The sequence below is a fragment of the Aquimarina mytili genome (assembly GCF_016735115.1).
Classification (GTDB): Bacteria; Bacteroidota; Bacteroidia; order Flavobacteriales; family Flavobacteriaceae; genus Aquimarina; species Aquimarina mytili.
This window is the reverse complement of record NZ_JAERQJ010000002.1, coordinates 490,872-511,154: the sequence shown is the minus strand read 5'-3', so window position 1 is coordinate 511,154 and position 20,283 is coordinate 490,872. Positions and strand designations below refer to the sequence as shown.

At 33.4% G+C, this 20,283-nt stretch carries 16 protein-coding genes; 15 read left to right on the top strand and 1 reads right to left on the bottom strand.

Going from position 1 to position 20,283, the window contains the following annotated elements:
• Nucleotides 1-142 precede the first annotated feature (142 nt).
• From nadC to priA, 7 genes are all read left to right on the top strand, one after another.
• Nucleotides 143-1,000: a carboxylating nicotinate-nucleotide diphosphorylase gene (gene nadC / locus JJQ60_RS07090; RefSeq protein ID WP_201918101.1), complete on the top strand. Its 858-nt coding sequence runs from the start codon at nt 143-145 to the stop codon at nt 998-1,000.
• A 3-nt stretch (nt 1,001-1,003) separates the two neighbouring features.
• Entirely contained in the window at nt 1,004-1,921 is a 918-nt protein-coding gene (locus JJQ60_RS07085) for a YihY/virulence factor BrkB family protein (protein ID WP_201918099.1), read from the top strand.
• A gap of 43 nt (nt 1,922-1,964) precedes the next feature.
• On the top strand, nt 1,965-2,525 hold the full coding sequence (locus JJQ60_RS07080; RefSeq protein ID WP_201918098.1) for a chalcone isomerase family protein: 561 nt from the start codon (nt 1,965-1,967) through the stop codon (nt 2,523-2,525).
• A 163-nt stretch (nt 2,526-2,688) separates the two neighbouring features.
• Nucleotides 2,689-3,255, top strand: a complete 567-nt coding sequence (locus JJQ60_RS07075) for a chalcone isomerase family protein (RefSeq protein WP_236669059.1) — start codon at nt 2,689-2,691, stop codon at nt 3,253-3,255.
• Nucleotides 3,256-3,356: 101 nt separating this feature from the next.
• Nucleotides 3,357-3,779, top strand: coding sequence for a DUF2147 domain-containing protein (locus JJQ60_RS07070; RefSeq protein WP_201918096.1), 423 nt, complete (start codon nt 3,357-3,359; stop codon nt 3,777-3,779).
• 68 nt (nt 3,780-3,847) lie between these two features.
• A complete protein-coding gene (locus tag JJQ60_RS07065) occupies nt 3,848-4,414 on the top strand; it encodes a chalcone isomerase family protein (protein ID WP_201918094.1) in 567 nt (188 codons plus the stop codon).
• A gap of 150 nt (nt 4,415-4,564) precedes the next feature.
• A complete protein-coding gene (gene priA, locus JJQ60_RS07060; protein ID WP_201918092.1) occupies nt 4,565-7,018 on the top strand; it encodes a replication restart helicase PriA in 2,454 nt (817 codons plus the stop codon).
• Nucleotides 7,019-7,067: 49 nt separating this feature from the next.
• Here priA and JJQ60_RS07055 read toward each other — a convergent pair whose 3' ends face one another.
• The gene (locus tag JJQ60_RS07055; RefSeq protein WP_201918090.1) at nt 7,068-7,781 is read right to left on the bottom strand and encodes a LytR/AlgR family response regulator transcription factor; all 714 of its coding nucleotides are present in this window, start codon (nt 7,779-7,781) and stop codon (nt 7,068-7,070) included.
• A gap of 164 nt (nt 7,782-7,945) precedes the next feature.
• Between JJQ60_RS07055 and rpsF the strand changes: the two genes are divergently transcribed.
• The 8 genes from rpsF to JJQ60_RS07015 all read left to right on the top strand — a co-directional run bounded on the left by rpsF (nt 7,946) and on the right by JJQ60_RS07015 (nt 20,221).
• Nucleotides 7,946-8,284 carry a 30S ribosomal protein S6 gene (gene rpsF / locus JJQ60_RS07050; protein WP_201918088.1) on the top strand — a complete coding sequence of 113 codons (339 nt, stop codon included), beginning with the start codon at nt 7,946-7,948 and terminating at the stop codon, nt 8,282-8,284.
• Nucleotides 8,284-8,583: a 30S ribosomal protein S18 gene (rpsR, locus tag JJQ60_RS07045; protein WP_201918229.1), complete on the top strand. Its 300-nt coding sequence runs from the start codon at nt 8,284-8,286 to the stop codon at nt 8,581-8,583. The genes rpsF and rpsR overlap by 1 nt, the downstream gene beginning before the upstream one ends.
• Before the next feature lie 18 nt (nt 8,584-8,601).
• Nucleotides 8,602-9,054, top strand: coding sequence for a 50S ribosomal protein L9 (gene rplI / locus JJQ60_RS07040; RefSeq protein ID WP_201918086.1), 453 nt, complete (start codon nt 8,602-8,604; stop codon nt 9,052-9,054).
• Between the two features lie 109 nt (nt 9,055-9,163).
• A complete protein-coding gene (locus JJQ60_RS07035; protein ID WP_201918084.1) occupies nt 9,164-12,376 on the top strand; it encodes a TonB-dependent receptor in 3,213 nt (1,070 codons plus the stop codon).
• 165 nt (nt 12,377-12,541) lie between these two features.
• Complete coding sequence (locus JJQ60_RS07030) at nt 12,542-13,021, top strand: DUF6495 family protein (protein ID WP_201918082.1); 480 nt, start codon at nt 12,542-12,544, stop codon at nt 13,019-13,021.
• Between the two features lie 259 nt (nt 13,022-13,280).
• Nucleotides 13,281-14,651, top strand: coding sequence for a histidine--tRNA ligase (gene hisS, locus JJQ60_RS07025; RefSeq protein WP_201918079.1), 1,371 nt, complete (start codon nt 13,281-13,283; stop codon nt 14,649-14,651).
• A gap of 61 nt (nt 14,652-14,712) precedes the next feature.
• Entirely contained in the window at nt 14,713-15,183 is a 471-nt protein-coding gene (locus JJQ60_RS07020) for a hypothetical protein (RefSeq protein ID WP_201918077.1), read from the top strand.
• Nucleotides 15,184-15,436: 253 nt separating this feature from the next.
• Entirely contained in the window at nt 15,437-20,221 is a 4,785-nt protein-coding gene (locus JJQ60_RS07015) for a hypothetical protein (RefSeq protein WP_201918075.1), read from the top strand.
• Nucleotides 20,222-20,283: the final 62 nt, after the last annotated feature.

Genomic DNA, 20,283 nt, shown 5'->3' with positions numbered 1-20,283 from the left:
ATTTTTTTACAATAAGAAAGTGTATATGGTTTCTACTTGTGCTACATATAGTAAAAGTATAATGAGGAAGATTATGTTATTTATGTTTCCGACTTCGTACTTACGACTTCTTTTTTTACATTAGCAAAAATAACCATTCAATATGATTAGTAAAGCTCAATTCGATAAAGAAATTGATTTAATTATTGCCAATGCTATTAGAGAAGATGTAGGAGATGGTGATCATAGTTCGTTAGCATGTATTCCAACTTCGGCTACTGGTAAAGCAAAGCTTTTGGTAAAAGATGAAGGGGTTTTGGCAGGAGTAGAATTTGCCAAGAAAGTTTTTGATTATGTTGATCCCAATATGGATATTGATGTAAAAATAGAAGATGGTTCACAAGTAAAATATGGTGATATCGCCTTCTTTGTGTCAGGAAGCTCGCAATCAATCCTTAAAGCAGAGCGATTAGTTCTTAACGCGATGCAGCGTATGAGTGCAATCGCTACCAAAACCAATTATTTTGTAAAGCTTTTAGACGGCACAGGAACTAAAATTCTGGATACTCGTAAGACCACACCAGGTATAAGAGCTCTTGAAAAGTGGGCAGTTACTATTGGTGGCGGAGAAAACCATAGATTTGCTTTGTACGATATGATTATGCTAAAAGATAATCATATTGATTTTGCAGGTGGAATTACTAGTGCTATAGAAAAAACCAAAAAGTACCTTTCAGATAATGATCTTGATCTTAAAATTATTGTTGAAGCTCGTAATCTTGATGAGATTCAAGAAATACTCAAAACACCCGGAGTATATCGTATATTAATTGATAATTTTGATTATGATGATACCCGAACAGCAGTAAAGCTTATAGGCAATACATGTCTTACCGAATCCAGTGGTGGTATCAATGAAAAGACAGTAAGAAAGTATGCAGAATGTGGAGTCAATTATATTAGTAGTGGTGCTTTGACACATTCGGTATATAATTTGGATTTGAGTTTGAAAGCAGTATAATATATGTCTAAAACAGTTGAGGATAAACTGCGTAAAATTCCTATAATCAATTTTTTGGTTAAATTAGGTAAAAAGCTTGTGCTTCCGGGCTTTGAGGGGTTGTCTGTCTATGATTTGATAGAAATCTATACTATAGGAATTGTAAAAGGCACCTTTTCTGCAAGAGCTAGTGCAATATCCTGGAGTTTCTTTTTATCCTTATTTCCATTTTTATTGTTCCTTTTAAACCTTATTCCATATGTGCCCATAGATAATTTTGAAAATAATTTCTTCGAATTCATTAATGGTGCTTTGCCAAAGCAATCTTCTGATTTTTTTGCTGGAATTTTTGAAGATATAGCCTCTAACCCAAGGGGAGGTTTATTATCTACTGTATTTATTCTTTCGATTTTATTTATGACCAATGGAATTAATGCAGTTTTTTCAGGATTTGAATACTCTTATCACGTTAGTCTTAATCGAAATTTCTTTAGACAATACATTGTTGCGTTAGGAGTTTCTATTATTGTGGCATCGTTATTGCTAATTACGGTGATAGGAACGTTATATTTTTCATATTTAGTGGACGACTTAAGTACAATTGGAGTAGTAGACGATACGGTTTTTTGGTTAACTATAGGCAAATATTCATTATTTGTTTTCATGATATTTGTAATCGTAGCTACATTATTCTATTTTGGCACTTCAGAAGGAAAACAAAATACGTTTTTTTCGCCAGGAGCCTTTATGACCACTTTTTTGATTATTATAACGACCTATTTATTTGGTATTTATATTGATAATTTTTCGAATTATAATCAATTATATGGATCAATAGGCGCAATGCTGATTTTAATGCTATATATATGGCTTAATGCAAATTTATTATTATTGGGTTTCGAACTTAATGCCTCGTTAATCCAATTAAGGAAAAAATTTTAACACTTAATTTTACTAATACAAACACTTAAATTATTATTTAAAAATGAAAAAACTTAGCATATTATTTTTTATCTTAATGTCTGTAACTACTTTTCAAGCACAAACCAAAGTTGGAGATGCCACATTACCTAATAAAGTAGCTTTTAATGGTGAAGATTTAACTATTAATGGAGCAGGTATTAGAGAGAAATTCTTTTTTGACATCTATGCAGGTGGTTTATATCTAAAACAAAAAAGTAGTAATGCAACGGCTATTGCAGATGCAGATGAGACGATGGCGATTAAGTTGCATATATTATCAGGTATGATGTCTAGAAATAAAATGGCAGGTGCTTTAAGAGATGGATTTCAGAAAGCTACAAATGGAAATGTAGGACCTTTAAACGATAGAATAGAAAAGTTTATTGGCTTTATTAAGGATGAAATCGAAGTGAATCAGATTTATGATATCGTTTATGAAAAAGGAAAAGGAAGTGTAATTTATAAAGACGGTAAAGAGAAAGGATTTGTAAAAGGATTAGATTTCAAAAAAGCACTCTTTAAAATTTGGTTAGGAAATAAGCCTGCAGATAAGAATCTAAAGAAAAAGATGTTAGGATCTTAATCAATGATAACACTTAAAAACGGGATGAAAAGCATGATTTTAACGATAAAATACACTTTTTCGTCCTGTTTAATGTATTTTTGTTATGTCGGCATAGTAAAATAAACTATATTTACGCGATTTTTAAAATTAGTTATTAATTACCCCGCATAAATTATATCATATGATCAAAAAAATTACTTTAGTATTAGTAGCATTAATTTCGATTTCTGCTGCTACTGCTCAAATTAGGGTCGGTAAGGCTATTTTACCTTATGAAGAAAATTTTGCAGACACCGATTTAAAATTAAATGGTGCTGGGATGCGAGAAATGTTATGGATTGATCTGTATGCAGGAGGACTTTATTTACAGAACAAAAGTAAAGATCCAAAGGCGATATTGGATGCAGATGAAACTATGGCTATAAAACTTAATATAGTTTCTGGTTTTGTGACACAAAAGAAAATGATTAAGGCCGTTAGAGATGGTTTTAATAAAGCCACTTTCGGCAACACAAAAGCTCTTGATGAGAGAATAAATAAGTTTATAAGATTCTTTTCAGAACCTATAGTAAAGAATGATATTTTTGATATTGTTTATGTTAAAGATAAAGGAGTGAAAGCCTTTAAAAACGGAAAAGAACTTGGTGTAATAGAAGGTCGTGATTTTAAATACGCTTTATTTAAAATCTGGTTAGGAGACGAGCCTGCAAGCGAAGGAATAAAGAAAGGTATGCTTGGATTACAGTAGGAAACCTTACTTAACATATAAAAGCTATCTTAATCTAAAAGATAGCTTTTTTGTTTTTATTTTATATATTGAACCTATTAACAGTAAATCATAATAATACCATGAATTTTTTTAAAGTATTTCTTTTTTTAGTATTCATCTCTGCAGTTACAAATGCGCAGGATATAGTTGGTAAATGGAAAACTATAGATGATACTACCGGTAAAGAAAGATCCATTGTCGAAATCTATAAAAAAGGAGATAAGCTTTACGGAAAGATTGCTCGTATTTTAGATGAATCAGAAAGAGGAAACCTTTGTGAAGAATGTAAAGGAAGTGATCATAATAAACCTATAGAAGGTATGGTAATACTTAAAGGTTTAGAAAAAGATGGGGATGAATATGAAGATGGTACTATCTTAGATCCAGAAAATGGAAAGGTGTATCGATGTAAAATCTGGATTGATGAAGAAAACCCAAATGTACTTAATGTAAGAGGGTATATCGCTTTTCTATACAGAACTCAACAATGGTTAAAAGTTTAACATTTCTTTAGTGTTAGGTTTTTTAGTTTTTGAACACTAACCCAGGGTAATCTATAAAAAACTAAACCATGAAAAGAATAATTACCCTGATTGCTATACTATTTATTTCTAACATATCAATATCCCAAATACGAATAGGAGATGTTGTTGTGCCCGAAAAAGTCAATTTTGATGGAGAAGAATTGGTTTTTAATGGTGGTGCTATGCGTAAGGTACTCTCTTTTAAAACGTATTCGGGAACATTATACACTAAAGCTAAATATAATGATGATAAAAAGGTCTTAGATTCTGATGAGACTATGGCTATTCGATTAAATATAGCTTCTAAAAAGGTGACTAACGAAAGAATGATCAAAGTGTTTAGAAAAGGGTTTGATGATGCTATGTTTGGAAATACTCAAAGTTTAGATGCAAGAATCGAAGATTTTTTGAAGCTTTTTGATTCGCCAATGCAGATCAATGACTTTTATGACCTTGTTTATCTTAAGGGTAAAGGGATTAAAACCTATAAAAATGGCAAAGAACTTGGGTTTATAGAAGGCCGTGATTTTAAATATGCATTATTCAAAATTTGGCTAGGAAATGAACCTGCTTGCCAAATTATAAAAGGCGGAATGTTAGGATTAAGCAAGTAATACACAATAAATATATAGTGAAGTCCGATATAAATTTTATATCGGACTTTTTTTATTCTGATAATTGCAACATATACTAGCTGTTTAATCCAGGTTAAACTTGTATTTTTGTTTCATTAAGATAACTTTTCTACTATTCTGTAATTGGTAATGTCATATTTTATAGATGTAATTCTTCCGATACCTCTTGATAAAGAGTTCACGTATTCAATTACAGAGAATGAAGCCATATTTCTAAAGCCAGGAATGCGTGTAGCTGTACAATTTGGGAAAAGTAAAATATATGCAGCTTTAGTGACTAAGATCCATCGTGATCCACCACAGGTATATGAGGCTAAAGAGATAGAGCATATTTTAGATGAATCTCCAATTGTAACCAAAGAGCAGTTAGAGCTTTGGACTTGGATTTCTAAATATTATATGTGTACCAAAGGAGAAGTTATGAGAGCAGCTCTTCCAAGCGCATTTCTATTAGAAAGTGAGACTATTATTCTTAGAAACGATAAAATTTCTATTGATGAATCTCTTTTAAAAGATGATGAGTTTTTAATCTATGAAGCACTTCAGTATCAGAGTCTACTTCGTATACAAGAAGTGATTAATATTGTAAGTAAAAAGAATGTGCTTCCGGTAATAAAGAGACTGATAGAAAAAGACATTATTACTGTGCAAGAAGAGATTTATGAGCAGTATAAACCTAAGATGGTACGATATGTAAAGTTGCATCCAAATTATTCAAAAGAAGCGGCTTTGCGACCACTATTGGATTCTATGACAAGAGCTCCTAAGCAGAGAGAAGTGTTAATGCAGTTGTTTACGTTACAAGCAAAAGCTACCAAACCTATTAAAGTTTCAGAATTGATCAAACAGTCCAATAGCACTTCTGCAGTTATTAAAACATTGATTGATAAAGAAATTTTAGATGAATATCATTTACAAATTGATCGAGTACAATTTCAAGGCGAAATCCAGGATAACTTCAAAACACTTAATGAGTATCAGCTAAAAGCCTTTGATGAAATAAATCGAAGCTTCCAACAAAAAAGAGTATGCCTATTACACGGCGTTACTTCTTCAGGAAAAACAGAAGTGTACGTTAAACTTATTGAAGAAGTTCTTGTAACAGGAAGACAGGTTTTGTATTTGTTGCCAGAGATCGCACTAACTACTCAACTTATTAGTAGACTGCAAGAGTATTTTGGAGAGAAATTAACGGTATATCATTCTAAGTATTCTGTAAATGAAAGGGTTGAAGCATGGAATAATGTGAAAGAAGGAAAATCTAAGGCGCAAGTAGTTATTGGTGCAAGATCAGCAATATTTCTTCCTTTTGTTGATTTGGGATTAATTATAGTAGATGAAGAACATGAAAGTTCGTTTAAACAGTATGATCCGGCACCTAGATATCATGCAAGAGATACTGCTATCGTATTAGCAAAAATGTTTGAGGCAAAGATTGTGTTAGGATCCGCAACACCGGCAGTCGAGACATATTATAATGCAAAAGAAGGAAAATATGGGTTGGTAACACTTAATAGGCGTTATGGAAATGTACTAATGCCCGAAATTAATTTGGTCGATATAAAGACGAAATATCGTAAGAAGCAAATGACAGGGCATTTTAGTGATACGCTTTTAGAGGGAATTAATGATGCAATAAAAGAAGGAGAGCAGGTTATACTTTTTCAAAATAGAAGAGGGTATTCTCCAGTAGTTGAGTGTAATACCTGTGGGCATTCTCCTCAATGCCCAAATTGTGATGTAAGCCTTACATTTCATAGTCATAAAAATCAATTAAGATGTCATTATTGTGGATATCATATGGCTATGTTGCAACAATGTATGGCCTGTAGTAGTACTGAGCTGTCTACAAAAGGTTTTGGAACCGAACAAATTGAGAAAGAATTGATAGCTCTTTTTCCGGAGTATGTTGTTGGTAGAATGGATCAGGATACCACAAGAGGTAAGTATGGTTACGAAAAGATAATTAATAGGTTCGAACAAGGAGAGATAGATATTTTAGTAGGTACCCAGATGTTATCTAAAGGATTAGATTTTAGAAATGTAAGTTTGGTGGGAGTGATGAATGCAGACAACCTGCTTAATTTTCCTGATTTCAGGGCGCATGAACGAAGTTTTCAACTGATGCAACAAGTGGCAGGTAGAGCAGGGAGAACAAAAAAAAGAGGAAGAGTTTTAATTCAGACCTATAATCCTTTTCATCAGATTTTGCAGCAAGTTTCTGTTCATGATTATACAGGTATGTATAAAGATCAAATAGAAGAAAGACATCAATACAAATACCCTCCATTTTATAGATTAATTAAAATAACCGGGAAGCATAAAGATTATAACAAAGTGAATAATGCAATAAATTGGTTTGCAAAATCCTTAAGAAATGTTTTTAATGAAAATGTGCTTGGTCCAGAATTTCCTCCTATTTCAAGAATAAGGAATCAGTATCATAAAAATATATTAATAAAAATTCCTCAAGGTCAATCGTTAGCAAAAACTAAAGGAGTTATTAAAAAGATGCAGCTTACTTTTTCGAGCATTAAAGAATTCTCCGGAGTTCGAATAATAATAAATGTAGATAATTACTAAAAATTAAAAATCCCGCCAAAAGCGGGATTGTATATAAGTTCTGATTTGTCTAATTGTTCAAAGCTTCAATTAATGAATGCTTCTTGTGTCTACTTAGCGGTATTTTTTCATCCGCAATTTCTATATTACGACTATTGTATCTTTCAACCTTATCTAAGTTAACAATATATGATTTATGAATTCTTAGAAAACGATCGCTTGGTAACTGTGCTTCAAAAGATTTCATAGTTGCTAAAACTACTATTGGATCACCTTCTTCCATAATTAGCTTTACATAATCTCCTAGAGCTTCAACATATTTCAGCTGATTAAGAAATATTTTACGTTTTTTAAGGTTGCTTTTTACAAAAATATAATCATCATCTTCAACATTGGTACTTTCCGAACCTAAGCGCGACATACTTAATGCCTTTTCAACGGCAGCATTAAATCGATCTTTTTTAAGAGGTTTTCTTAAATAATCTACTGCATCATAATCAAAAGCTTTAAAGGCATATTTCGTTTTACCAGTAACAAAAATAATATGAGGTTTGTTCTCTAAATCATCTAAAAGGTCAAAACCAGTAAGTATTGGCATTTCAATATCCAGAAATAATAAATCTACCGGAGTATCTAATAAACCATTTTTAGTTTCAATAGCATTATTCCATTCTGCCACTAATTCTAGTGAAGGATGTTCATCAATTAGCTTAACTATAGCTAGTCTTTGGAGGCGAGAATCATCTACTACCGCACATTTTAATTGAGATTGTTCCACTTGCATAGGTTATATATTCCAAATACAATATTAATGAATATATCTTATTCTCACAAACAATTTTAGCTTTTTATCGATAAAAGTAGTGTTTCATCGAGATGATTTTTATGTTTGAAAATCCAAAAAATAATCTTACTTTTGCAGCCAATTTTAATTTAAATTAGATTTTTATGAATCAATACGAAACTGTTTTCATCTTGAATCCCGTTTTATCTGAAGAACAGATAAAGGAAACAGTTAAGAAATACGAAGACATTCTTGTTTCTAACGGTGCCAAGATGATATCAAAAGAGGATTGGGGGCTTAAGAAGCTTGCTTATGCAATCCAACACAAGAAAAGTGGTTTTTATCACTTATTTGAATACCAGGTGCCAGGTGATGCTATCAACGCACTAGAGGTAGAGTTTAGAAGAGATGAGCGAGTAATGCGTTATCTTACCGTACGTCTTGACAAGCATGCGATTGCTTGGGCAGAGAAAAGAAGAAATAGAAACAAACAAAAAGCTTAATTATGTCATCTATAGAACAACAAGCTAAAGGAAAAAAAGACGGAGAGATCAGATATCTTACTCCTCTTAATATAGATACTACAAAAAATAAGAAGTACTGTCGTTTCAAAAAATCTGGTATTAAATATATCGATTATAAAGATCCAGACTTTTTAATGGCATTTGTAAATGAACAAGGTAAATTGTTACCGCGTCGTCTTACAGGAACTTCGTTAAAATATCAAAGAAAAGTTAGTGTAGCTGTTAAAAGAGCAAGACACTTAGCTTTAATGCCTTATGTAGGTGATTTACTAAAATAAAACTAGTCATAACACATTATGGAACTTATATTAAAGAGAGACGTTGAGAATCTAGGATTCGCAGACGATGTAGTAGAAGTTAAAAATGGTTATGGACGTAACTATTTAATCCCTCAGGGGTTTGCTGTACTGGCAACTCCTTCTGCAAAAAAAGTGCTTTCTGAAACTTTAAAACAACGTGCTTTTAAAGAAAAGAAAGAGATTGAAGATGCTCAAAAAGTTGCAAAGAAACTTGAAGGATTCGAAATCAAAATTTCTGCAAAAGTTGGAACAGGTGATAAATTATTTGGTTCTGTTTCTAATGCAGATGTTGCAGAGGCTTTCGCTAAAGAAGGTGTAGAGATTGAAAAGAAATTTATTACTGTACCAGGAGGAACGATAAAACGTTTAGGTCAGTACGAAGCTTCAGTTCGATTACACAGAGAAGTGATTGCTCCGATTTCTTTCGAAATTGTTGCACAAGCAAAGTAATATATACTAACTCTGGTTAATAACCAGTGTATAAGAATAGAAAAAATCGCTCATTCGAGCGATTTTTTTGTTTTAAATTTATATGTAATTCACACAAAGTTTTTAGTATATGAAAAAAAATATCTTACTGTTTTTAGTGTTAGTAGGGCTAGCTGCTAATGCACAAGTGACAACTTCTAATATTTCAGGAGTGATATACGATAACAATAACCAATTGCTTCCTGGGGCTAATGTTACAGCTGTTCATCAGCCTACGGGAACATCATATGGAGGTGTGACTAACTTTGATGGACGATTTGATCTCATTAACCTTAGAGTGGGTGGTCCTTATAGAATAACAGTTAGTTACGTTGGGTTTAAAAAACAGCTGATAGATGATATTTCTCTTCAATTAGGTCAGACTTTCAACTTGGATGTGATTATGATTGAAGACGACAATCAACTTGAAGAAGTCGTTATAACATCAAGTAAAAGCACAACATTTAGTAGTGAGAGAACTGGAGCTGAAACAAGTATCGGTAATCGAGAATTAAAAACATTACCTACAATTACTCGTTCTGCGGCAGATTTTTATCGATTAGAACCAACAGCATCGAGCAATGGTTCTTTTGGAGGTAGAAATGATCAGTTTAATAATTTTAGTTTAGATGGATCAATTTTTAATAACCCATTTGGGTTAGATGCTGCTACACCAGGAGGTCAGACAAATGCTCAGCCAATTTCATTAGATGCTATTGATCAAATACAGGTGTCTACTGCTCCTTATGATGTTACACAAGCTGGATTTACGGGCGCATCTGTAAATGCGGTTACTAAGAGTGGTACCAATCAATGGAAAGGTACAGTATATGGGTTTTATCGTAATCAGGATATGACAGGTGATAAAGTTGGGGATGATGATATTATAGTTCCAGATTTAACGCAAGCCCAATATGGTATAAGTGTTGGAGGGCCAATAATAAAAAATAAATTGTTTGTCTTTGGTAACTTCGAACGTGACGATCGTGAAGATTTAGGATCTAATTTTTTGGCTGCAAGACCTGGTCTAACAGGGGCAAATGTCTCTAGGGTGTCGGCTGAAGATTTAGATTTTGTATCTCAGCAGTTAGGTGCTTTAGGGTATGAAACAGGGCCTTATGAGGGGTATACTCATGATACAGAATCTACAAAAGGAATTTTGAAATTAGATTGGAATATAAGTGATAAGCATCGTTTAGCATTGATTTATAATTTTCTTGATGCATCAAGAGATCTTCCTGCTAACCCTGAAGCTATTGGGCGTCGGGGACCCGATTTGACTACATTACAATTTAGAAATTCTGGATATACTATAAATAATAAAATTAATTCTTTCTTAGTAGAATTAAATTCCAACTTTAAAAGTAATATTACTAATAAATTTCAGGCCGGATATACATTTTTTGATGACAGTAGAGACCCTTTTTCTGCACCTGCTCCTCCAATTAATATTCAGCAAGGTGGAGTACGATATATTGTGGCAGGTCATGAGCCTTTTTCAATTAATAATCGCTTAGAGCAAAAAGTATTTCAGGTGACCAATAATCTAACTATTGTAACAGGAGATCATACCCTTACTTTTGGGGGTACTTTTGAGCGATTCGAGTTTGATAACTCGTTCAATTTAGGGGTATTTGATTTTGGTGGTGATGAAGACTTAGGTTTAGGTCCTGTTAGTACTTTTTTTGATGCGTTTCAAAGTGTAAGAATAAACCCCGCATCACCAGGAACAAGTTTTGAAGAAGCTATTAATAATGGAACAATTGCAGCGGCACTTGATAACGCTGAAAACGTATTTTTGGCAAATAATTTGGCTGATAGATGGGCGTTGGCTGAAACCAATGTAGGGCAATTTGCATTATATGCTCAAGATAAATGGAAAGTAAATGATAAGCTAACAATTACCTATGGCTTGCGGATAGATCAACCCTTGTATTTTGATACCGAAGATAAAATTGCTGAAAATATAATAAGAGCCGCAGGAGGTACTTTTCCTGATGGGAATTATCAACCGGGAATTACATATTTTGATGAAAATGGATCTCCTACTCAGTTAAATAGCTTGGATTTGCCAACCAGAAAAGTATTGATATCGCCTAGATTTGGATTTAATTATGATGTAAAAGGAGATAAAACTTTTCAAATACGAGGAGGGACAGGTATTTTTACGGGACGTCTTCCTTTTGTATGGATCGGAAATCAGGTGGCTAACCCTAATTTCTTCTTCTACACAACTACAGCGCCAGATTTTCAGTTCCCTCAGGTTTGGAGAAATAGTTTAGGAATTGATTATAAGTTTAAAAATGGAATCGTAGCAACAACTGATTTGATTTATACAGAGGATATTAATGCACAAATGGTTAGAAATTTTGGGTTAGGAACTCCCAGTGGTACGCTCAATGGGATAGATGATAGACCGGTATATTTAGCATCTGATAGAGCTCTTAATGAGTTTGGAGATCCTACTAATGCATATGTGTTTACGAATACTAATGTAGGGTATTCATTCAACTGGTCATTTAAACTGCAGAAAAACTTCAGTAACGGACTATTTGCAAGTGTGGCATATAATTTCTTAGAAGCTAAAGATGCTAGTTCATTAGATGCAGAGATTTCTAGTGATGCATTTGATAGAAATCCTGCTTTGGGTAATGTAAATCAAGCTGTTGAAACAAGAGCTAGATATGGCGATAAACATAGGATTGTTGGGCAAATAAACAAAGCTTTTAGTTACGGTAAAAACAAACAGTGGAGAACATCTATAGGAGCTTTTTATGAATATGCGCAAGGCGGAAGGTTCTCGTATACATATTCTGGAGATATAAATGGAGACGGTTCTCCTTTAAATGATTTGATTTATATTCCTACTCAAGAAGATTTGGCATCCTATAATTTTAGTGGGGATTTTACAGAGCAGCAAACACAAAGAGTAGCTTTTGAAGCTTATATTCAGCAAGATGAGTATTTGAGAGAGCGCAGAGGGAGTTATGCAGAGAAATATGCTATTTTAAGTCCTTGGCGAGGTCGTTGGGATGTAAAACTACTACAAGATTATGATTTCCAAATAGGAGATAGAACAAATACAATTCAATTAAGTTTAGACATTTTAAATTTTGGTAATTTAATAAGTTCTGATTGGGGTGTTATAGAAGTTCCGGTTAATGATCAGCCTATTGGAGTTAGTGTAGATGGTACGGGAACACCAGTTTATACTTTTGATACATCGCAGACAAAAACGTTTGGTAATGATTTTAGTTTAGATTCCAGATGGCAGGCACAAATTGGATTGCGGTACATATTTTAACGAAAAGAGAATCTTTGTAAATAGTAGAAAACCACCCGTTAGATGCAGGTGGTTTTTTTGTAATAGATTTCTAAAATTAAAATGCATGAAAGAATACATAATAAGTACTTCAAAATCGCATGTAATCATCTTTTTATAATTATTTTTGCACTCAATTTTTTTAGAATGAAGTATCAAAGATTAAGCAAAGAACAATTAGAAGAGTTGCATGTTGAGTTTATTAACTTTTTGGCAACACAATCAATTACTGCCGAAGAGTGGAGCGATATAAAGGTTAACAAACCTAATGTTGCTGAAGAAGAGCTAGATGTCTTTAGTGATTTGGTGTGGGAGAAGGTTCTTGCTAGTGCGAAGTATCTTGAGCATTTCTCAAAAGATCAGATTCATTTATTTGAATTAGAGGAGGATCAAATGTATTTAATAGCCGTGAAGGTTAATAATGATGCTGTAGATTTAACTACTAAAGAAGGGTATGCTTGGTTAAGAGATAACTTATTAAATGACGATGTAGTATTTTATAATGCATCCAAAGAGTATAGTAACGACAGAAACCTTGATAAATTTAAATTAATTCAACAAGGAGCAAACATAACCAAGGGAGAGTTATTTCATTATTTTGAAAAATTAATGCAAGGCAATTCTTAGAATTAGATTTCTTAATCGTTTTATAATCTAAATATAATTTTATAAGACAGGGATAATATTTCTGTTTTTTTTGCATGAAAACTATCGAATTTAGGTAAATATTCTCCAGATACCAGATTTTTACATTTTGTATTTACGGTCTTTGTACTTTTTTAGATATTTGCAGCCTTATTTGGTTTAGAGTTTCAAGTGTACAATTCAAAGTTTTTGATGTGCTATAACCTGGAAACCATAAACCTTAAACTATAAACTGATAAAAATGGCACAAAAACCATCAATCCCAAAAGGAACTCGAGACTTTTCGCCTATAGAAGTGGCAAAAAGAAACTTTATTATTGATACGATAAAGAAACAATTTCAACTGTTTGGTTTTCAGCCTATAGAAACTCCTAGTTTTGAGAATAGTGATACTTTGATGGGTAAATATGGAGAAGAAGGAGATCGATTAATTTTTAAGATATTAAATAGTGGTGATTACTTAAGGAAAGTTGATGATGCTTTATACGCAAGTAAGAATAGTACCAAAATGACTTCTAAGATAAGTGAGAAAGCTCTTAGGTATGATCTCACGGTACCTTTTGCTCGATATGTTGTTCAGCATCAAAATGAAATTGATTTCCCGTTCAAGAGATATCAAATACAACCAGTATGGCGTGCAGATAGGCCCCAAAAAGGACGGTTTAGGGAGTTTTATCAATGTGATGCAGATGTAGTTGGAAGTAAATCGCTATGGCAAGAAGTTGATTTTATCCACTTGTATGATAAAGTTTTTACAAAGCTCAATCTTTCAGGGGTTACAATCAAAATGAATAATAGGAAAATACTATCAGGTATTGCTGAAGTTATTGGAGCTAAAGATAAGTTAATTGATTTTACAGTTGCTCTCGATAAGTTAGATAAGATAGGGGAAGAAGGTGTAAAGAAAGAAATGCTTGAAAAAGGGATTTCTGAATCGGCTATAGAAAAGGTAAAGCCACTCTTTGGTTTTACAGGTACTACTCAAGAAAAGTTAGACGAATTAAAAAGTTTATTAACTTCTTCAGAAGAAGGATTGCAAGGTGTAGAAGAGTTGCAGTTTATAATTAATGCGATAGAAAACATTCCTTTGCAAACTGCAAACCTTGATCTTGATGTTACCTTGGCTCGCGGGTTGAATTATTATACAGGCGCCATTTTTGAAGTAGCAGCTCCTGATACTGTAAAGATGGGTTCTATTGGAGGTGGTGGCCGATACGATGATCTTACTGGAATTTTTGGACTAAAGGATGTAAGCGGGGTGGGGATATCTTTTGGATTAGATAGGATTTATTTGGTTTTAGAAGAATTAAATCTTTTCCCGGATACGGTTGCACCAGTTACAAAGGCGCTTTTTATAAATTTTGGTGATGCTGAAGCTCTTTATTGTTTAAAGACGATAAATTTGTTTAGAAGTGAAGGAATTTTGACAGAGCTTTATCCTGATAATGCTAAGATGAAAAAGCAAATGAGTTATGCTAATAAGAAGGGAATACCATTTGTGATATTAGCCGGTACAACGGAAATGAATAATGAAACATTCACTGTCAAAGATATGCAATCCGGAATGCAGAAGGAGATGAATTTTGAAGAGTTAAAGGCAGTATTACAATAAATTTTTCTTAAATTAATAGCTAGTAAATATCACTATAAACCCCTTTGTCAAAATTGAAATTATGAAAAAGACCTTTTTGATCACTGTTCTTTGTTTGTTAGTACTTTCTATAACTTCTTGTAAAAAAGACCCAAAATCGGATAAGGTAGATTCTGTTGAGGTAGTTCAAGACTCCACTGAAGTTGCCGTTGAAGAAGTTGTAGTAGAAAAAAAACCAGTTAAGAAAAAGAAAAAACCTAAAAAGAAAAAAGTAGTAGATAAATCTATACGTATTCCTGGAACTTCATATTCAACGAAAAATGCTGATGCTAAGAGTTATATCAAAAATTATGAAAGATATGTATCAAACTATAGAAAAGCAGTAACTTCACAAAACACAGAGGCTTTTTTTAAACTAAGCGATGAAAGTAATGCGCTTACAAAACAATATAATCAACTAATGTCAAAACTTCCAGGAGAAGAAATTGAAAAGTTGAGTAAATATATGCAAATAAAATCTCAGCAATTGGCAGATTTATCTGCTAAAATGTAAGATTTTTCTCCGTATTTTTATAGGCCATTCTGCTTTTGCAGAATGGCTTTTTTCTTACTTGTATAAGGCAAAACCTTCTTTTATTTGGAATTAAGTGTCTAAAACAATCTCTAAAATTTGATTTTTGACTTGTTTTTTCTTCGCAATTCTCAGGTATAAGTGCATTCTCGTAATGGGCTATGTTTATTGATTTTCAGTTGTTAACATTGTTTTTTTTTCGTAGTATTGCATACCTGAATCTTAACATAGTTTTATGAAAATAAAGTTACTCCTACTTTTGTGGTGTTTGAGTTTAAATTCTTTTTTCCTTATCGCTGGAGAAAAGGATTCTTTATCTGTAAGAAATACTAATCCGGTTGAAGAAAATAAAATAAACACATCTCAGTTTGTTCATTTTCCAGAGCTGGATAAAAAATTCCCAATTCAAAAATCAATTAACATTGATTCATCTCCAGATTTCACTTTTGATAATTTAAAAAGAGAGTTTCCAGCTTCTGCTATTATTGCAGATTCTAAAAAAGAAGCTGAAGAAGGGTTTAAAAAAATTGATAGTGCCGATAGTTGGATTTCTTCATTCGGTACAGAAGATATGCAATCTCTGCCTGTTGGTGTTAAACACAGGTTAGGAGAAGTAGAATATCAACTGGGTATTACGAGAGCAAAATTCACTAAAGAATATACAGAATTAACGGCCTTTGTAAAAGTTATACTTCCTCAATCCAAAGAGGACGGATTACCAATAGAGCTTTTTTTCGGAGCAAATAATGTTAAACTTTCGCATCAAGGTGGGCTTATGGGTGATACAAGCCTTGTATTGCTTGGTGATATGTTTATTCCTTTCAATGGGGGTAATTGGTTATTGATTCTTAAAGGAGGTTTTGATTATAAAACAGGAGATACGCAAAATAAAACATTTGTTACTATCAATTGTGATGGGGTAAAGGAAATGGGAATTGAAGGCGAAGTACAATTTTCTCGTGGTATGGTACTACCAGTTGATGAAACAGGTAAGCTTTTGCCAGAAACCCGAGAATACAAAGGGGCTCTTAAAGAAACAATTCAAATACCCAATAGAGTATCTGGAACTTTTAAAGCGATAGCCTCAGATTGGAATGACCTTATTGTCGAAATAGGACTTTCTCCTTTTGTATTGGCTAGTCAACCAGATAAGTTTATGTTTTCTGTAAATCAAGCTGTTTTTGATTTTAGTGATTTAAGAACCGAAAATGTAAATTTTCCACAACATTATCATGATAATGGATTATTGTTGCCAAGCCCGGAAGCCTGGCGAGGGGTATATGTACAATCTCTAGAAGTAGGTTTACCACAAGAATTTAAAACGGAAGAGAGTATTCCTACAAAGAAGCGAGTTTCTTTTGAGGCGGCCAATCTTTTAATTGATAGCTATGGAGTTTCTGGATACTTTTCTGCAGAAAATTTAATTCCACTCAAATCAGGAAGAACTTCAGAAAAAAAGTCTTGGGCATATTCTGTGGATAAAATAGGAATCGAACTAGCATCAAATAAATTAGTTGGAGCAAGGTTTGAAGGACAAGTTTTACTTCCGATATCGGATAAAGGAGATAAAAACGGAACAACAGCAGAAGGTGAAGATGGTAGGATGGGGTTAGGATACAAGGGCATCATTTCTGAAGACGAATACGGACTTGTAGTTTCGACTTTGGATACCTTGAGCTTTGATGTGTTTAAAGCAAAAGCAGAGCTATTACCAAATTCTGCAGTAGAGCTAATGGTAATTGAAGGTAATTTTAGACCTAAAGCTATATTAAATGGTCGCATGGCTATTTCTGCCAGTCAGAAAGAATCGTTGGCCAACGAGGGACAAACTTATACAACAGGTGAAGGCGATAATGCGAAAAAAGAGACCGTTCAATTTAAAGGAATAGAATTTCAAAATTTAGTGCTTCAAACCACATCTCCAGTAATATCAGTAGATTATTTTGGGTATAAAGATGAGGTTAAAATAGCCAATTTTCCGGTTTCAATCGCTAATATAGCCTTTAGCTCTAATGAGTATGAGGCAGGTATTGAGTTTGATCTTATGATCAATCTTATGGGTAAAGAAAGCAAAGGTTTTGCAGCTGATGCCCGTTTAGGAATCTTTGGGAAGTTTGAAGAGGTTAATTATAAACAACGGTGGAAATATGATCGTTTGGATTTGTCCAGGATTAATATCGAAGCCAATATGGGTGCAATTCAACTTAAAGGAGGTTTGGAGTTGATGGATGATGATCCCGAGTACGGAGATGGTTTTGCCGCAGAAATTGAAGGTACCTTTGGTAGTTTTGGTCCCATAACATGTAAAGCGATTTTTGGAAGAAAAGAATATAGATATTGGTATGTAGATGCAGCAGTTAGAGGGTTAAAGATAAATGTTGGACCATTACAAATATCTGGATTTGCAGGAGGAGCATTTTATAAAATGACCAGAAGGCCAAATGCTGGACCTGATTTTTCTCCCTCAGGACTCTCTTATGTTCCTAATGTAGATTCTGGATTAGGAGTTAAGGCTATGGTATTTGCTGCTATTGGAGATGAAAGTGCTATAGCTGTTGGAGCTGGATTTGAGATTGAGTTTAATAGTAGCGGTGGCGTTAATAGATTAGGACTTTTTGGAGAAGCCCAGGTTATGAAAGCATTCGATTTTGCTAATCCAGTAGCAAAGCTTACGGATAAACTTAGCGGTATGGTCGATAGCGAATTGATAAATGGTGTTATGGACAGCAAAGCGGGTAAAACTTTTCTGGATAAAGCAGATTTAGAATATGAGCCTGAGATCGTCGGAGAAGCAGCAATCAGTGCAAAAATGGGTATGGAGTTTGATTTTGTCAATGACTCTTTCCATGCTACTTTCGACCTTTATGTAAATGTAGCTGGAGGTATAGTACAAGGTAGAGCCTCAAAAGGTCGTGCAGGATGGGGAGTTGTACATATTTCAAAAGAAGAGTGGTATGTGCATATGGGAACACCCACAGACCGACTTGGACTTAAAATGGGAGTAGGGCCAATTTCTTTAGAAACTGGTGGTTATTTTATGATGGGAGACCGTATCCCAGGAAGCCCTCCACCACCAGCAATAGTTGCAGAAATATTAGGTGTTGATGTTGCAGAATTAGACTATATGCGTGATGAAAATGCTTTAGGTGAAGGTAGAGGTTTTGCCTTTGGTGCCGATTTTAGTATTGATACCGGAGATCTACGATTCTTAATACTATATGCTCGTTTCCAGGCAGGAGTTGGATTTGATATCATGTTAAAAGATTATGGAGATGCCAGATGTGTGAATACAGGTGATGAAGTTGGAATTAACGGATGGTATGCTAATGGTCAATCATATGCATATCTGCAAGGAGAATTAGGTATAAATATTAAGCTTTTCTTTATAAAAAAGAAAATTCCGATTATAAGAGGTGGGGCAGCAATATTAATGCAAGGAAAAGGACCTAATCCATTTTGGTTTAGAGGATATGCAGGAGGACACTATAGTTTATTAGGAGGAATGATTAAGGGAAGTTTTAGGTTTAAAGTTACTATTGGAAAAGAATGTGAAATAGATAATGCTTCTCCGTTAGGAGGGATAAAAATGATTACCGATCTAACACCAAAAGACGGTGATACGGACATCGATGTTTTTGCAGCTCCACAAGCAGCTTTTGCTATGAAAGTGAACCAACCTATCGTTATTCCTGAAGATGATGGAGATAATGTTTATAAGATAATACTTGAAAAGTTTACGGTGACCGATGAGTCAGGGAAAGAAATAGCCGGAACATTAGAATGGGGACAAATGAATGATCGTGTTACTTTTATTTCTGAGGATATTCTTCCGCCAAATGCAAAATTAAAAGCTTTTGTAGAAGTTAGTTTCCAAGAAAAAGTTGATGGTGGATTCAAAACGATTTTAGAAGATGGGCAAAAGGCTATAGAGGTTGAAGAACGCAATTTTACAACCGGAACAGCACCAAGCCATATACCTTTAAGTAATATCCAATATTCTTATCCGGTAGTTGATCAACAACTATTTTATCCAGAAGAATATAGTCATGGGTATATTCAGCTCAACAGAGGACAAGATTATCTTTTTGATAATAAATTATGGAAAAGTTCTGTAAAATATATTGATGAAACTGGTGACGTGAAAGAAACGAATTTTGGATATAATAACGCCGATAATAAAGTAAGTTATAAGTTTCCAAAAGTAAGCAAGGATACTAAATACGTAATGTCTGTTGTAAGTTCTCCAAAATCGGGTTCAAACAATGCAACATCGGGTGGTACCACTACAGAAACGACAAGTTATGATGATGATAATACGGTTGAAATTGCTAAAAATGTAGCACAAAATGTTTTAAAAGCTGGAGAAATTGACAGACTTTCTTATGAATTTAAATCTAGTGAGTATAAAACATTTTCGGATAAAATAAAAGATATTAAAATAACAGAAGACAACTGGAGTAAGGTACACTCAGAAGTTATTTACCTTACATCCAAAATAAGCTTCAATGAAGGTTTTGATATTGTCGAGTTAAAAGGAAATAAGTATTCAGAGAACAAAGCTTTAGTGGTCGTAGAATCAGATTTACAAGATTCTTATTTTACTAAAGATATAAATCCTGTTATTTATCAAAAGTATAGACAAGGTAGCAAATATGCCGTTACAAGAGACGTTTCAGAATTTGGTTATGTGCCTAAGAAAGCGTTACCTATCTTAAGTAATTATCTTACTAGCGTAGAATATAATGTAGATTTAAATTGGAGAGCTACACGATTCCCTTACAGATATAATTTACCTGATATCTATTATCAGGATTATATTGATATTAGAGATAGAGTTTTAAATGATTATGCAAAAGGATTGCTTCCTAGTGGATCTCCAGAAATTGATATAATAAATCAAGATTATAAGTTTATGTTATATGGTAAATATAATATTAAACTACAGTATATATTGCCTGGAGGGATCAAAGGGTCGTCAGCCAATTATAAGTATAAGAATAATCTAAAGTTTAGAATGTAATAAATAAGAAGTCGTTTTAAAGATACTTTTAGTTTAAGCTTTTTTTAAGTAGTGTAAAAATT

Excerpts from the sequence above, each read along its gene's own strand:
- nadC (WP_201918101.1), top strand. The coding sequence starts at position 143 with ATGATTAGTAAAGCTCAATTCGATAAAGAAATTGATTTAATTATTGCC.
- JJQ60_RS07085 (WP_201918099.1), top strand. The coding sequence starts at position 1,004 with ATGTCTAAAACAGTTGAGGATAAACTGCGTAAAATTCCTATAATCAAT.
- JJQ60_RS07080 (WP_201918098.1), top strand. The coding sequence starts at position 1,965 with ATGAAAAAACTTAGCATATTATTTTTTATCTTAATGTCTGTAACTACT.
- JJQ60_RS07075 (WP_236669059.1), top strand. The coding sequence starts at position 2,689 with ATGATCAAAAAAATTACTTTAGTATTAGTAGCATTAATTTCGATTTCT.
- JJQ60_RS07070 (WP_201918096.1), top strand. The coding sequence starts at position 3,357 with ATGAATTTTTTTAAAGTATTTCTTTTTTTAGTATTCATCTCTGCAGTT.
- JJQ60_RS07065 (WP_201918094.1), top strand. The coding sequence starts at position 3,848 with ATGAAAAGAATAATTACCCTGATTGCTATACTATTTATTTCTAACATA.
- priA (WP_201918092.1), top strand. The coding sequence starts at position 4,565 with ATGTCATATTTTATAGATGTAATTCTTCCGATACCTCTTGATAAAGAG.
- JJQ60_RS07055 (WP_201918090.1), bottom strand. The coding sequence starts at position 7,781 with ATGCAAGTGGAACAATCTCAATTAAAATGTGCGGTAGTAGATGATTCT.
- rpsF (WP_201918088.1), top strand. The coding sequence starts at position 7,946 with ATGAATCAATACGAAACTGTTTTCATCTTGAATCCCGTTTTATCTGAA.
- rplI (WP_201918086.1), top strand. The coding sequence starts at position 8,602 with ATGGAACTTATATTAAAGAGAGACGTTGAGAATCTAGGATTCGCAGAC.
- JJQ60_RS07035 (WP_201918084.1), top strand. The coding sequence starts at position 9,164 with ATGAAAAAAAATATCTTACTGTTTTTAGTGTTAGTAGGGCTAGCTGCT.
- JJQ60_RS07030 (WP_201918082.1), top strand. The coding sequence starts at position 12,542 with ATGAAGTATCAAAGATTAAGCAAAGAACAATTAGAAGAGTTGCATGTT.
- hisS (WP_201918079.1), top strand. The coding sequence starts at position 13,281 with ATGGCACAAAAACCATCAATCCCAAAAGGAACTCGAGACTTTTCGCCT.
- JJQ60_RS07020 (WP_201918077.1), top strand. The coding sequence starts at position 14,713 with ATGAAAAAGACCTTTTTGATCACTGTTCTTTGTTTGTTAGTACTTTCT.
- JJQ60_RS07015 (WP_201918075.1), top strand. The coding sequence starts at position 15,437 with ATGAAAATAAAGTTACTCCTACTTTTGTGGTGTTTGAGTTTAAATTCT.